Source organism: Actinomadura syzygii, assembly GCF_008085905.1.
Taxonomy (GTDB): Bacteria; Actinomycetota; Actinomycetes; order Streptosporangiales; family Streptosporangiaceae; genus Spirillospora; species Spirillospora syzygii.
In genome coordinates this window covers 440419-453835 of sequence record NZ_VSFF01000007.1, presented here as the reverse complement: position 1 = coordinate 453835, position 13417 = coordinate 440419, and the positions used below count along the sequence as shown (strand labels likewise).

Genomic DNA, 13417 nt, shown 5'->3' with positions numbered 1-13417 from the left:
ATTCCGGACGGCCCGCATTCCCCTTTCGGAATGCGGGCCGTGGAACATGCGTGTAATTCTCTCCGTTGGGGAAGAATTGGAGCCAATCGTCCATTCAGGTCGAGGCGGGTCGAGTCGGTCGGGAGCGCCTGTGAACCTCGCATCGTACGCGGACCTGGCGGTGGACCTCGTGAACACGCGCCACCCCGACGGGGACGACCTGCACGACCTCGACGGCCTGCGGGCCCTGCTCGCGCACCGGCCGCACCTGGCGGGCCGCGTCGCCCACCGCGACCTCGACGCCATGCGCGAGCTCCGCGCCCAGCTCCACGCGATCTTCGCCGCCGCGGCGCGCGGGGACGACGACGACGCCGTGGACCGGCTCAACACGATGCTCATCCACCACCCCGTCCATCCGCAGCTCGCCCGGCACGACGGCCCCGACTGGCACCTGCACTTCAACCAGGCGGGCTCGGTGCCCGACCGCTACGCCGCGCGGGCCGCGATGGGCCTCGCCGCGAAGATCGCCGCGCAGGGCGCGGACCGGCTCGGCGTCTGCCGGGCGGACGGCTGCGAGCGCGTCTTCATCGACACCAGCGCGAACCGGACGCGCCGCTACTGCTCGGAGCGCTGCGCCGGGCGGCCGAGCGTGACCGCCGCCTCCCACCGGGAGCCGTCCCGCGTCATCGTGCCCATGCGCGACGGCGGCCAGTAGCGCGCGACGACCGGGCCGAGGACGAGCGCGTCCGGCACGGCCCCGAAGTCCCAGCTGTCGCGGCGGCCCGGCGCGGCCTGGTTGTCGCTCTCCAGCCACCAGCCGTCGCGCGAGCGGTGCGTCGCCCGCTTCACGATCAGCGGCTGCCCGCGCTCCGGATGCAGCGCCACCACGAGGTCCCCCGGCGCGGGCCGCGCCCCCGCCCGCACGATCAGCCAGTCCCCCGGACACAGCCCCGGCAGCATCGACTCGCCGGACACCTCGACGGCGACCAGCGTCCGCCGCGCCGCCGCGAACGCCGCCACCGCCGCGCCGGCGAGCAGCCAGCGCTCGGGGTGGCGGGGCCTCGGGATCCGCATGGTCCTCCTCGTCCCGCCGCATACTTCGCCGGGCGTCGGTCATGACAGTGCTGGAAAGGGGTTCCGGGCCGCGCCGCGGCCGGGGTCTTAGGCCGAAATACCGAGTGCCCTGGCCGGACGCGCCCAGGGGCACAAGGGTAATGTCGGTGCCCTGAGCATGATCCGCAACGAGGGAAGGGAATCGCAGGTGTTGCTGAAGCTTCTGCGCCCGAAGACGACGGTGTCCGCGCACTGCGACCTGCCGTGTGGCGTCTACGACCCGGCGCAGGCCCGGATCGAGGCCGACTCGGTCAAGGCGATCTGCGAGAAGTACGCGGCCAACGAGGACCCGGAGTTCCGCGCCCGGGCCATCCTGATCAAGGAGCAGCGCTCCCAGCTCGTCAAGGAGCACCTCTGGGTGCTGTGGACGGACTACTTCAAGCCGCCGCACTTCGAGAAGTACCCGCAGCTCCACCAGCTGTTCAACGAGGCCACGAAGCTCGCCGGGGGCGGCGGCGGCACGAAGGCCAGCATGGACGTCAAGGTCGCGGACGAACTGCTCGCCAAGATCGCGGAGATCGACAAGATCTTCTGGGAGACCAAGCAGGGCTGACCGGCCCGCGCACCGAGGCCCGACCCCGCCGGGGCCGGGCCTCAGCCATCTCCGGAGCCGGGTCCGGAGGGGCCGGAGGCGGGTCCGGAGCCGCGTCCGTGATACCTCCGTGACCCCGGGGCGTTGCCCGGAGGCCACGGGCGGGTCATTCTTTTCTTGGATGGCCGGCGGGCCGGCGGACTGCGAACGCGGCGGTGCGTGTGAGCAACGAGATCGAATGCCCGGAATGCGGCGGGACGGGCGAACAGCGCCTCGGCCCGCTGCGGTTGATGTGCGTGTTCTGCGACGGCCGCAAGGTCGTCGGCGGCGCGCGTGAGCAGGCCGAGGACGGCCCGCGCCACCGGCGCGGCGAGACGTCCGGGGCCGGTCCGCGCGGGCGGCCTCCCGCCGTCTGGGAGCATCCCGCGGTGCGCGGGTCGGGGCTGTGCCCGCACTGCCTCGGCGCGGGCGTCGTCGTCGCGGGCGGCAGCTACGCCGAGGCGCCCTGCCCGGTGTGCTCCGGACGCGGACGCTAGCCCTGCCGGGGCCCGGCTAGCTGCGGGCGGCCTTGGTGAGGGCGTCGCCGGTGAGGCGGTAGACCGTCCACTCGTCCTGGGGACGGGCGCCGAGCGCCCGGTAGAACCCGATCGCGGGCTCGTTCCAGTTGAGGACGGACCATTCGACGCGCTCGTAGCCCCGCTCGTCCGCGATCCGGGTCAGCTCGGTGAGGAGGGCCTTGCCGTACCCGTGGCCGCGGACGTCCGGTTCGACGAACAGGTCCTCCAGGTAGACGCCGTGGGTGCCGTTCCACGTGGAGTAGGTCAGGAACCACAGCGCGAAGCCGACGACGCGTCCCTCGTGCTCGGCCACGTGGGCGAAGACCTTCGGGTCGTCCCCGAACAGGCTCGCGCGGAGCTGCTCCTCGGTGGCCTTCACCTCGTGCAGGGCGCGCTCGTACTCGGCCAGCTCCCGGATCAGCCGCAGGATGGCGGGGACGTCGTCCGGAGTCGCGATTCGGATCACACCGGAAGGCTAGCCGAGCCGCTCCAGGCGCGTTCTCGCGGACATTGGTGAGAAAGCCAGGCGCGCCGGTGTCTCCGGGTGGGCATTCCAGGCGGTAGTTTCGGAAGCAGCGGGACCATCCTGCGAGGGAGTGACGTGACCGAGGAAACCGCTGCAATGCCGACCAGTACGAAGTTGTCCGTCCGTGACGTGGTCACGGTGAAGCTGCCTGCCGCGAGCGCCTACCTGTCCGTGCTGCGGACCGCGACCGCGGGCCTTGCGGCCAGGCTGGACTTCACGCTGGACGAAATAGAAGATCTGCGCATCGCCGTCGACGAGGCGTGCGCGATGCTGCTCGCCCAGGCCCTGCCCGGCACGGACCTGGTCTGCGAGTTCGAGCTGACCGGGGACGCGATGCGCATCTCCGTGTCCGTGCTCACCGTGGACGGCGCCGAACCCAGCCGCGACACCTTCGCCTGGACGGTCCTGTCGTCCCTGGCGGGCGAGGTGGACGCGCGGGTGGGCGCCGACGACCGGGTCACCGTGACGCTGCAGAAGCGGCGCGGTACGGCGGGGGCCCCGTGACAGAGAAGACGACGATCGCCGGCGCGGGCAGCGAGCGCTCCGACAGCGCGGTGCCGGACCGCGCCCGGGCGCGCGCCCTGTTCGAGCGCCTCGCCGAGCTCCCCGACGGCGACCCGGAGCGCCAGCGCATCCGCGACCAGCTCGTGGAGCTGCACCTGCCGCTCGTGGAGTACCTGGCCCGCCGCTTCCGCAACCGCGGCGAGTGGCTGGACGACCTCATCCAGGTCGCCACGATCGGGCTGATCAAGTCGATCGACCGGTTCGACCTGGAGCGCGGCGTCGAGTTCTCGACCTACGCCACGCCCACCATCGTCGGCGAGATCAAACGCCACTTCCGCGACAAGGGCTGGGCGGTGCGCGTGCCGCGCCGGCTCCAGGAGCTGAAGCTGTCGCTGACCAAGGCGATCAGCGACCTCGCCCAGCGCGAGGGCCGCGCGCCGACCGTCAGCGAGCTGGCCGCGCACCTGCAGATGAGCGAGGAGGAGGTGCTGGAGGGCCTGGAGTCCGCCAACGCCTACTCGACCGTGTCGCTGGACGCCCCCGACTCCGGGGACGAGGACGCCCCCGCCGTCGCCGACTCGCTCGGCATGGTGGACGAGTCCCTGGAGGGCGTCGAGTACCGCGAGTCGCTCAAGCCGCTGCTGGAGAAGCTGCCCGCGCGCGAGAAGAAGATCCTGCTGCTGCGGTTCTTCGGCAACATGACCCAGTCGCAGATCGCGGCCGAGCTCGGCATCTCCCAGATGCACGTGTCCCGGCTGCTCGCCCGCACGCTCGCCCAGCTCCGCGAGGGGCTCACCGCGGACGAGTAGCGGCTCCGTCGCGGTCCTCGTGGTCGCCGTGGTCGTCGTCGGAACCGCCGTCTTCGTCGTGGTCGCCGTCGCGGTCGTGCACCAGCCAGGCGGTGCTGGGCGGGCTGAGCACGGCGACCAGCGCGAGGACGGCGGCCACGCCCATCGGGATCGCGATGGCGGGCCGCTCGCTCTGCCACAGCGACCACGCGACCGGCAGCGCGAAGAGCTGCGTCAGCACCGTGGGCGCCCGGCTCCACTGGTCGGCGCGCAGCAGGCCGCGGGCGCAGCCGAGCATGCCGAACCCGCCGGCGAGGGCGAGCACGGTCACCCCGATCGCGCTGACCGGGTCGACGGCGGCGCCCATGGCCGTCTCCACGCCGGTGTAGACGCCGAAACCGACGGCGGCGGCGCCCTCCGCGCCCTCCAGGGCGGCGGCGGCGTACACGGTGCTGGGACGCTTCGACACGTTCGAAACCCTACTCGCACCGCCGCGCGACCCGCTCCCGGGGGAAACGCGGGGCGAACGCATGCGGAACGATCGATACCCTGGCGCCGTGCGCGCCATGCTCATCGCCAACCCCAAGGCGACCTCCACCTCCCGGCGGGCCCGCGACATCCTCGTGCGGGCCTTCAGCGGCGACCTCGACCTGGTCCTCGCCGAGACCGGGCACCGCGGCCACGCGACCGAACTCGCGCGGCGGGCCGCCGTCGACGGCTACGACGTCGTGATCACCCTCGGCGGCGACGGCACGGTGAACGAGGCGGTGAACGGCCTGCTCGCGGAGGGGCCGTCCGCCGACCTGCCCGCGCTGGCGGTGCTGCCGTCCGGGAGCACGAACGTGTTCGTCCGGACGCTCGGGATGCCGTCCGACCCGATCGGCGCGACGCGGGCGGTGCTCGACGCGCTGCGCGCGGGCCGGTACCGGACCATCGGGCTCGGCGCGGCGTCCCATCCGGGCGGGACCGAGCGCTACTTCACGTTCTGCGCGGGCGTCGGGCTGGACGCGGAGGTCGTCCGGGAGGTCGAGCGGCGCCGCGCGGCGGGCGCGCCCGCCTATAACTCGCGTTATGCCATGACGGCGCTCCGCCATTTGCTCTCCGGGATGGATCGGCGCCATCCGGCGCTCACTTTGCGGCAACCCGGCCGCCCTCCGAAAAGCGGGCTGTTCCTCGCGTTCATCTCCAATACCGCCCCGTGGACTTTCATGGGACGGCTGCCGGTGAATCCGAGTCCGAAGGCGAACTTCTCGCGCGGCCTGGACGTGTTCGGCATGCGTTCCCTGGACGTCGTGCCGACGCTGAGCGCGGTGGCGCAGATGCTGGCCCCGCGGACACGTCCCGTCCAGGGCCGGCACGTCGTGAACGTGCACGACGCGACCGAGGTCACACTGAGCGCCGACCGTCCGATGGCCTTTCAGCTGGACGGCGACTACCTCGGCGAGCAACGCGAGGTGACGTTCCGGTCCGTGCCGAAGGCCGTCCGTATCGTCATCTGACGACCGTCCGGGAGCCACAGGTCATTCGCGGACGTGCCCGACCCCAGGTGAGAGCCAAGTAACACGGCCGACCCGCGGATGTGACACATGCGACACCCATACTTTGAGAATCCTTTCTCAAAGGTCTTGCGTCGCCCCGCGACGCTTTGACACGCTCAAAGTGCGTCCGCTTGCAAGAGGCCCCAACGCCGCCGGCCTCCTGACCGCGGCGCCGCCGAACATCAACCCCTGGACCTGGCTTATCGCCACCTGGGCGTTCGCGACATGTGAAACCGTTCACAAGAGTGCGTGGATGCTCTCCACCACCCGACGAAGGAGTGGACCGCATGGACTGGCGCCACCGCGCAGCCTGCCGTGACGTGGACCCCGAGCTGTTCTTCCCGATCGGCAACACCGGGCCCGCGATTCTACAGATCGAAGAGGCCAAGCAGGTATGCCGACGCTGTGACGTGACCGACGCCTGCCTGCGCTGGGCGCTGGAGTCCGGGCAGGAGTCCGGCGTCTGGGGCGGGATGGGCGAGGACGAGCGCCGCGCCCTCAAGCGCCGCACCCGCGCGCACCGCGCCGCCCTCGGCGCCGCGCGCCGCTGACCCGGCCCGGCACCCCTCCGAGACCGAGAATCCACCCGCAGGCGGCCTCACCCCCGGCCCCTCAGGGCCTGGACGGGTGAGGCCGACCGTTCTCCAAGGGCACGTCCACCACGACCTCCGTACCGCCGCCGGAACGCGGACGGAAATCGAGACGGCCGCCCAACTCCCCCACGATCAGCGTCCGGACGATCTGCAGCCCGAGGCTGTTGCTGCTCTCCACGTCGAAGTCGCCCGGCAGCCCCACCCCGTCGTCGGCGACGACCGTGACGAGGCGCCGGTCCGCGGGCGACTCGCCCTGGTCGTGGCGGTGCGCGACGACCTCCAGCGTGCCGAACCGGTTCGCCAGCCCGTGTTCGAGGGCGTTCTGCAGCAGTTCGGTGAGCGCCATCGCGAGCGGCGTCGCGATCTCCGCGGGCAGGACGCCGAAGCTGCCCGTCCGCTTCGGGGTGACCTTCGTCTCCGGGGTGGACACCTCGCCCGCCATCGCGATCACCCGGTCCACGATGTCGTCGAAGTCGATCAGCTCGTCCGGGGTGTGCGACAGGGTCTCGTGCACGATCGCGATCGACCCGACGCGGCGCACGGCCTCGTCCAGCGCGGCCCGGCCCTCGGGGATCTGGAGCCGCCGCGCCTGGAGCCGCAGCAGCGCCGCCACCGTCTGGAGGTTGTTCTTCACCCGGTGGTGGATCTCGCGGATGGTGGCGTCCTTGGTCAGCAGCTCGCGGTCGCGCCAGCGCAGCTCCGTCACGTCCCGGCAGAGGACGACGGCGCCGATCCGCGTCCCGCCGACGACGAGGGGGATCGTCCGGAGCTGCATGATCGAGCCGCGCGACTCGACCTCCACCTCGCGGGGCGCGCGGCCGGAGAGGGTGACGCTGAGCGCCTCCTCCAGCGGCTCGCCGGTGTCGCACAGCGCGGCGGTGATCTGACCGAGCGACTCGCCGACGAGGTCGGCCGGGTAGCCGAGCCGCCGGTACGCCGACTGCGCGTTCGGGCTGGCGTAGGTGACGCGGCCCGAGCGGTCCAGCCGCATGAGCCCGTCGCCGACCCGCGGCGAGCGGACCATGTTCGGCTCCTCGCCCGGCGCGGGGAACGTTCCCTCGCAGATCATCGTCGCGAGGTCGCTGGCGCTCTGCAGGTAGGTCAGCTCCAGCCGGGACGGGGTGCGCGCCGAGCTGAGGTTCGTGCTGCGCTGGATCACCCCGAGGATCTTGTCGCCGCGGCGCACCGGGATCGACTCCTCCCGGACGGGGATGCCGCTCCCCCACTCCGGGTCGCCCTCCCGGACGATCCGCCCCTCCCGCCAGGCGACGTCGATCAGGCCGCGGCGGCCCGTCCGGACGACCTTGCCGACGAGGTCCTCGGGGTAGGCGGTCGGCCCGGTCGTCGGCCGCATCTGCGCGATCGCCATCCAGCCGGGGACGGCCTCGTCCACCGCCGGGGCGCGGGCGCCGCGGCCCGCGGGCAGCGCGTCCGCCGACCGCAGCGGCACCCAGAGCAGCAGGTCGGCGAACGACAGGTCGGCGAGGAGCTGCCAGTCCGACACCAGGGCCTGCAGCCACTCCAGGTCCTCCCGGGAGAGGTCGCTCTGGTCGCGGACGAGATCGGTCAAGGTAGGCACGCCACCATCATCGCCGATCGGGTTTGGTGCCGGGGCCGCTGCCGGGGCCGCCGCGCGACCTGGCAGGATGCCGCGCATGACGGTGACGGGTGATCCCCTGGCGAGGCTCCGGGACGCGGCCGCGCGGCGCGCCGCGGACGGGCTGCACCGGACGCTGCGGCCGCGCCCGCCCGCCGGGCCCGGCGGGCTCGTGGACCTCGCGTCCAACGACTACCTCGGGCTCGCGGGCGACCCCAGGCTGGTCGAGGGCGCCGTCGCCGCCGCCCGCGCCTGGGGCACCGGCTCGACCGGGTCGCGCCTGGTCACCGGGACGACCGAGCTGCACGCCGAGCTGGACCGGCGGCTCGCCGCGTTCACCGGCAGCGCCGCCGGGCTCGTGTTCTCCTCCGGCTTCCTCGCCAACCTCGGCGCGGTCACCGCGCTCGCCGGGCCGGGCACGCTCGTCGTGTCCGACCAGGTCAACCACGCCTCGCTGGTGGACGCCTGCCGGCTGTCGCGGGCGCGTACGGCGATCGTCCCGCACCGCGACGCCGCCGCCGTGGCGCGGGCGCTCGCGGGCCGCGACGAGGACCACGCGATCGTCGTCACCGACGCGGTGTTCTCCGTGGACGGCGACCTCGCGCCGCTCCGGGAGCTGCACGCGGCCGTCCGCGCGCACGGCGCGCTGCTGGTGGTCGACGAGGCGCACGCGCTCGGCGTCGTCGGGGACCACGGCCGGGGCGCCGCGCACGCCGCCGGGATCGCGGGCGAGCCGGACGTCGTCCTCACCCTCACGCTGTCGAAGTCCCTCGCCGCGCAGGGCGGCGCGGTCTGCGGCCCGGCCGAGGTGATCGAGACCCTCGTCGACACCGGCCGGTCGTTCATCTTCGACACCGGGCTGAACCCGCCCGCCGCGGGCGCCGCGCTGGCCGCGCTGGACGTCCTGGAAGCCGATCCGGAGCCGCCCGTCCGGGCCCGCGAGACCGCGCGCCGCATCTCAAACCTCGCGGCCGGTTCCGGCCTGGAGACGACCGTCCCGGCGGCGGCCGTCGTCCCCGTCTTCCTGGGCGAACCGCTGGCCGCGGTCCGGGCCGCGGAGATCTGCGCTGAACACGGGCTCCGCGTCGGCTGCTTCCGGCCCCCGTCGGTGCCGAAGGGGCGGGCGTGCCTGCGCCTCACCGCACGCGCCACACTGGAGGAGGCCGACCTCACACTGCTCGGCGCGGCCCTGGCGGAGGTCGCTTCCTCTACCGGCCGTAGTCTTCACACATAACATCGGGGAGAACCGGTGATGAACGTGAGGAGATGCCGTGACGGAGGTCAGGGGCGGGCCCCGGCACGGGGGCGGACTCGAACACGGATACGACCGGGCCTCACTGGCCGACATCGGTAAGCGCCACCCGAACCAGGCGCCCCGCATCCCGAAGTACTACAAGCTCAAAGAGCTCCTCGTCGAGCTGATCCAGTCGCTCCCGCCGGGCAGCCCGCTGCCGCCCGAGCGGACCCTCGCCGAGAAGTACGAGACGTCCCGCACGACCGTCCGGCAGGCGCTCGCCGAGCTCGTCGTCGAGGGGCGCCTCCAGCGCATCCAGGGCAAGGGCACGTTCGTCGCCAAGCCGAAGGTGTCGCAGGAGCTCCAGCTCGTCAGCTACACCGAGGACATGCGGCACCACGGGCTGCGTCCCGAGACCCGCATCCTGGAGGCCGGGTACGTCAGCGCCGACGAGCGGCTCGCCACGCTGCTGTGCATCCGGCCGGGCGGGCGCGTGCTGCGCGTCCACCGGCTCCGCCTCGCCGACGGCGAGCCCATGTCGATCGACACGTCCCACCTGCCCGCCCGCCGCTTCCCCGGCCTGCGCCGCGAGCTGCCCCGGCACCGCTCCCTGTACGAGACGCTCGCCACGGCCTACGACGTCCACCTGACCGAGGCCGAGGAGACGATCGAGACCGTCCTCGCCACCCCGCACGACGCGCAGCTCCTCGGCGTCGACGTCGGCCTCCCCATGCTCCTCCTCTCCCGGCACGCCTTCGACACCACCGGCCAACCGGTCGAATGGGCCCAGTCCCTCTACCGCGGCGACCGCTACAAGTTCATCACCCGCCTCCGCCGCTAGCCTGGTAGGCGAGTGCGCGACGGTCACGGCGACGGCCTCCAGGCACCGAGTGTGACGGATCGCGCACGATCCGAACACGTGTTCCCCTACGATGACCGGAGCAGATCGTGAGGGAAGGATCGCCGAACGTGACCATCCAGACGTTGCCGTCCTATCGGGCGGCACTTCCAGATACGCCCTACGCGCTGTGGGCCAGCGGTGAACTCGACGACTTCCTCCACCTCCCCGAGGGTTCTCGGGCCGAGATCATCGGAGGAGAGATCGTCGTGTCCCCCACCCCCACCGTGGCCCACGGCAACATGATCCACCGCGTCTCCAGCGCGATCGACCGGGCGAGATTCGCCGACCCGGCGTATCCGTGGACCGCTCGCCAGGTGATGACGCTGAACCTCGCGGGCTTCGAGCAGGGTTACGTCCCCGACCTGATCGTGGCGCAGGACGGCGTCTTCGAGGCCGCCGGAGACGCCGACGAGGTCGAGCTCAGACCGGACGAGATCGAGCTGGTCGTGGAGGTCACGTCGAGGAACCAGGCCGTCTACGACAGGCCGCCGGTCAAGGACGCGACTCCGCGCAGGCGGACCAAGTGGTGGGGCTACGCGCTGGTCGAGATCCCCTACTACCTCCTCATCGACCGGGACCCGAAGGTCGCGAGCACCACGCTCTACTCGATCCCCGACCATGGTTCCCGCGCCTACCTGCACCAGGAGTCCTGGGAGTTCGGCGCGACGGTCCATCTCCCGGAGCCGTTCGACATCGAGATCAACACCGCGGGATGGAGGCCCTGGAGGGCGTGACCCGGCCTGCCCCGGTCCAGCCGCCCCGGCCTGGCTCGTCCGGCCCGTCGGGTTAGACGGTCTGATCGTTCGGGCTAGAGGGTCTGGGAGAGGGCCTTGATGGGCATCTGGAGGTCGGTCAGGAGGTCCAGGTCCTGCTGGGGCGGGCGGCCCAGGGTGGTCAGGTAGTTGCCGACGATGATGGCGTTGATGCCGCCGAGCATGCCGTCGCGGGTGCCGAGGTCGCCGAGGGTGAGTTCGCGGCCGCCCGCGTAGCGGAGGATGGTGCGGGGCAGGGCCAGCCGGAACGCGGCGATCGTCTTCAGCGCCTCCGTGCCCTCGACCAGCGGGAAGTCGGCGAACGGGGTGCCGGGACGCGGCGCCAGGAAGTTCAGCGGGACCTCGTCGGGCTCCAGTTCGGCGAGCTGCCCGGCGAACTCGGCGCGCTGCTCGATCGTCTCGCCCATGCCGACGATGCCGCCGCAGCACACCTCCATCCCGGCGGCCTTCACCATGCGGAGGGTGTCCCAGCGCTCGTCCCAGGTGTGGGTGGTGACCACCGTGCGGAAGTGGGAGCGGGCCGTCTCCAGGTTGTGGTTGTAGCGGTGGACGCCCATCTCGGCCAGCTCGTCCACCTGGTCCTGGGTGAGCATGCCGAGCGAGCACGCGATGTTGATCTCCACCGCGTCGTTGATCGCCTTGATGCCGTCGCGGACCTGCGACATGAGGCGCTCGTCCGGGCCGCGGACCGCGGCGACGATGCAGAACTCCGTGGCGCCGGTCTTCGCGGTCTCCTTCGCCGCCTCGACCAGTTCGGGGATGTTCAGCCAGACGGCGCGGACGGGCGACTCGAACTTGCCGGACTGCGAGCAGAAGTGGCAGTCCTCCGGGCAGCCGCCGGTCTTCAGCGACACGATGCCCTCGACCTCGACCTCCGGTCCGCAGTGCCGCATCCGCACGTCGTGGGCCAGCGCGAGCAGGTCGCCGACGCGGTCGTCCGGCAGGGTCAGGCACTCCAGCACCTGCGCGGCGGACAGGCCTCGGCCCTCGTCGAGGACCTGGCGGCGCGCGGTTTCGAGGATGTCGGTCACGGATTACTCCTTGTCCAGGCCGTAGCCGTCGCGGAACTCCGCGGCGTCGAACGCGCCGCCGAACGAGGGGGCGAGGCCGCGGTGGGCGGCGAGGAGGAACTCCGCCGGGTCCAGCGCGCCCGCGCCCGCGGGCAGGGCGCCCGACAGGGGTCGTGCCGCGATCGTCTCCAGATCGCGGATGTTGCTGCGCATGGCGAGGTCGGGGTCGTCCGGCCACGCGCCGATCACCACGCCCGCGAGCTGGACGCCGCGGTGCGCCATCGCCTCCAGGGTCAGCGCCGTGTGGTTGAGCGTGCCGAGGCCGGGGCGCGTCACGACGACCACGGCGGCGTCGAGGCTGCGGGCGAGGTCGGCGATCGTGGCGCCCTCGTCGTCGTACCGGACGAGCAGGCCGCCCGCCCCCTCGACGAGCACCAGCCTCGGGCCGGTGCCCGCGTGCTCCGGCGCGGCCAGGGCCCGGACGCGGTCGGCCGCGTCGGCCAGCCGCACCGGCGGCGACCCGGCGCGGCGGGCCGCGGCGGCGGGCGACAGCGGGTCCGGGAAGCGGGCGAGCTCGTGCAGGTCGTCGATCCCGGCGAGGCGCCGGACCTCGTCCAGGTCGCCGGGCTCCCCGGCGGTCACGCCGGTCTGGCCCGGCTTGACCACGGCGACGGAGACGCCGCGCGCCGCGGCGACCGCCGCCAGCGCCGCGCTGACGACGGTCTTCCCGACGCCGGTACACGTCCCGGTCACCACGAGCACACTCACAAGGCGGCACACTAGCGCGGGGCCCTCGACCGGACGGCCGCCGGATCCCACAGTCTTCGGCGGCCGACTTTGTATCGGGAGGAATCGGCGGGAACCGGACGGGGTGCGCGGACGTCGAACCGTCATGGCCGGTCCGTACACACGTTCCCACCGGGTGCCGGCGTTCGCCTGCGCGGCCTTCGCGGCCTGCGCGGCGCTGACCTCCTGCGGCGGATCGGAGACGGCGTCCGCGCCGTCCTCGCCGCCGCCGTCGTCCCCCGCACCCGCCAGCTCCCCGTCACCCACCGCGTCCCTCGTCGACCGCTCCCCTTCCGCTGAGAAGCTCGTCCTGCGCTGGCGCAGGACGGGCGGCTTCGCCGGAGTCGGCGGCCCGGGCAGCGTCCCCGAGTTCTCCCTCTACTCCAACGGACGCGTAGTCGTCGCGTCCGCCGGGCAGCCGCAAGGCAAGCTCACCGAGTACCTACTCAAGCCGGAGGCGGTGCGCCGGCTCCTGGACGACGCCCGCGCCGCCGGGCTCGGCCGGTCCCACACCGTCGGGTCCGACCGGATCGCGGACGCGATGATCACCGTGGTCACGATGGACGGGGCCACGACCCGGATCATCCAGGCCGAGTCCCAGTCCGGGCCCGAGGCGCGGTTCCTCAAGCGCCTCGACCCGGCGGCCTGGCCCGCCTCCGACCAGGCGGCGAAGCCGAAGCCGTACGAGCCCGCGAAGACGGCCGTCCTCGCGGGCGAGACGGCCGGGACGGGCACGGTCAAGGCGTGGCCGCTCGCCCCGCTCGGCGGCGGGGTCAGGGAGGCGGGCGCCGTCTGCACCCTCGCGCCGGCCCGGAAGGTTCCCGCCACCAGGCCGGACGTCGCCTGGCGGAGCGAGGGGAAGACGTACTCGGTCCGGCTGCGCCCGCTGCTGCCCGCCGAGTCGTCTTGTCGTGACATCACCTGATTCTGTCTGTCTTGTGGGCCTATAGCCTGTTACGCCGGGGCCCGCGGTCGATCGTGACCGC

General features: G+C 72.8%; 17 protein-coding genes. 11 read left to right on the top strand and 6 right to left on the bottom strand.

The window, feature by feature from the left end:
* Positions 1–130: 130 nt before the first annotated feature.
* Positions 131–694 carry a CGNR zinc finger domain-containing protein gene (locus FXF65_RS20000; protein WP_148351467.1) on the top strand — a complete coding sequence of 188 codons (564 nt, stop codon included), beginning with the start codon at positions 131–133 and terminating at the stop codon, positions 692–694.
* Here the strand turns inward: FXF65_RS20000 and FXF65_RS19995 are convergent.
* Positions 595–1053: a S24 family peptidase gene (locus FXF65_RS19995; protein WP_148351466.1), complete on the bottom strand. Its 459-nt coding sequence runs from the start codon at positions 1051–1053 to the stop codon at positions 595–597. The two genes, FXF65_RS20000 and FXF65_RS19995, sit on opposite strands and share 100 nt — an antisense overlap.
* 187 nt (positions 1054–1240) lie before the next feature.
* Between FXF65_RS19995 and sodN the strand changes: the two genes are divergently transcribed.
* Positions 1241–1645, top strand: a complete 405-nt coding sequence (gene sodN, locus FXF65_RS19990; protein WP_218010571.1) for a superoxide dismutase, Ni — start codon at positions 1241–1243, stop codon at positions 1643–1645.
* A 200-nt stretch (positions 1646–1845) separates the two neighbouring features.
* On the top strand, positions 1846–2160 hold the full coding sequence (locus tag FXF65_RS19985; protein ID WP_148351465.1) for a hypothetical protein: 315 nt from the start codon (positions 1846–1848) through the stop codon (positions 2158–2160).
* A gap of 16 nt (positions 2161–2176) precedes the next feature.
* On the opposite strand, the gene FXF65_RS19980 is transcribed toward FXF65_RS19985, so the two are convergent.
* The gene (locus FXF65_RS19980; protein ID WP_148351464.1) at positions 2177–2647 is read right to left on the bottom strand and encodes a GNAT family N-acetyltransferase; all 471 of its coding nucleotides are present in this window, start codon (positions 2645–2647) and stop codon (positions 2177–2179) included.
* 135 nt (positions 2648–2782) lie between these two features.
* Between FXF65_RS19980 and FXF65_RS19975 the strand changes: the two genes are divergently transcribed.
* A complete protein-coding gene (locus FXF65_RS19975) occupies positions 2783–3211 on the top strand; it encodes an ATP-binding protein (RefSeq protein WP_148351463.1) in 429 nt (142 codons plus the stop codon).
* Positions 3212–3261: 50 nt separating this feature from the next.
* Positions 3262–4020, top strand: a complete 759-nt coding sequence (locus tag FXF65_RS19970; protein WP_148351607.1) for an RNA polymerase sigma factor SigF — start codon at positions 3262–3264, stop codon at positions 4018–4020.
* Here FXF65_RS19970 and FXF65_RS19965 read toward each other — a convergent pair.
* Positions 4004–4468 carry a hypothetical protein gene (locus tag FXF65_RS19965; protein ID WP_246198951.1) on the bottom strand — a complete coding sequence of 155 codons (465 nt, stop codon included), beginning with the start codon at positions 4466–4468 and terminating at the stop codon, positions 4004–4006. The genes FXF65_RS19970 and FXF65_RS19965 overlap by 17 nt on opposite strands.
* An 88-nt stretch (positions 4469–4556) precedes the next feature.
* Between FXF65_RS19965 and FXF65_RS19960 the strand changes: the two genes are divergently transcribed.
* Positions 4557–5498 carry a diacylglycerol/lipid kinase family protein gene (locus tag FXF65_RS19960; protein WP_148351462.1) on the top strand — a complete coding sequence of 314 codons (942 nt, stop codon included), beginning with the start codon at positions 4557–4559 and terminating at the stop codon, positions 5496–5498.
* A gap of 326 nt (positions 5499–5824) precedes the next feature.
* Positions 5825–6088, top strand: a complete 264-nt coding sequence (locus tag FXF65_RS19955; protein WP_148351461.1) for a WhiB family transcriptional regulator — start codon at positions 5825–5827, stop codon at positions 6086–6088.
* Positions 6089–6149: 61 nt separating this feature from the next.
* On the opposite strand, the gene FXF65_RS19950 is transcribed toward FXF65_RS19955, so the two are convergent.
* Positions 6150–7709, bottom strand: coding sequence for a sensor histidine kinase (locus tag FXF65_RS19950; RefSeq protein WP_148351460.1), 1560 nt, complete (start codon positions 7707–7709; stop codon positions 6150–6152).
* Between the two features lie 67 nt (positions 7710–7776).
* Here FXF65_RS19950 and FXF65_RS19945 point away from each other — a divergent pair, with 67 nt between their 5' ends.
* The 3 genes from FXF65_RS19945 to FXF65_RS19935 all read left to right on the top strand — a co-directional run bounded on the left by FXF65_RS19945 (position 7777) and on the right by FXF65_RS19935 (position 10596).
* Positions 7777–8961, top strand: a complete 1185-nt coding sequence (locus tag FXF65_RS19945; RefSeq protein ID WP_378232177.1) for an 8-amino-7-oxononanoate synthase — start codon at positions 7777–7779, stop codon at positions 8959–8961.
* Positions 8962–9073: 112 nt separating this feature from the next.
* Positions 9074–9802: a GntR family transcriptional regulator gene (locus FXF65_RS19940; RefSeq protein WP_067905497.1), complete on the top strand. Its 729-nt coding sequence runs from the start codon at positions 9074–9076 to the stop codon at positions 9800–9802.
* Positions 9803–9930: 128 nt separating this feature from the next.
* Positions 9931–10596: a Uma2 family endonuclease gene (locus tag FXF65_RS19935; protein ID WP_187412404.1), complete on the top strand. Its 666-nt coding sequence runs from the start codon at positions 9931–9933 to the stop codon at positions 10594–10596.
* A 74-nt stretch (positions 10597–10670) separates the two neighbouring features.
* Here FXF65_RS19935 and bioB read toward each other — a convergent pair whose 3' ends face one another.
* A complete protein-coding gene (gene bioB / locus FXF65_RS19930; RefSeq protein ID WP_148351457.1) occupies positions 10671–11666 on the bottom strand; it encodes a biotin synthase BioB in 996 nt (331 codons plus the stop codon).
* Positions 11667–11669: 3 nt separating this feature from the next.
* A complete protein-coding gene (gene bioD, locus FXF65_RS19925) occupies positions 11670–12413 on the bottom strand; it encodes a dethiobiotin synthase (protein ID WP_187412403.1) in 744 nt (247 codons plus the stop codon).
* A 154-nt stretch (positions 12414–12567) separates the two neighbouring features.
* On the opposite strand from bioD, the gene FXF65_RS19920 reads away from it, so the two are divergent.
* A complete protein-coding gene (locus FXF65_RS19920) occupies positions 12568–13356 on the top strand; it encodes a hypothetical protein (RefSeq protein ID WP_148351455.1) in 789 nt (262 codons plus the stop codon).
* Positions 13357–13417 lie beyond the last annotated feature (61 nt).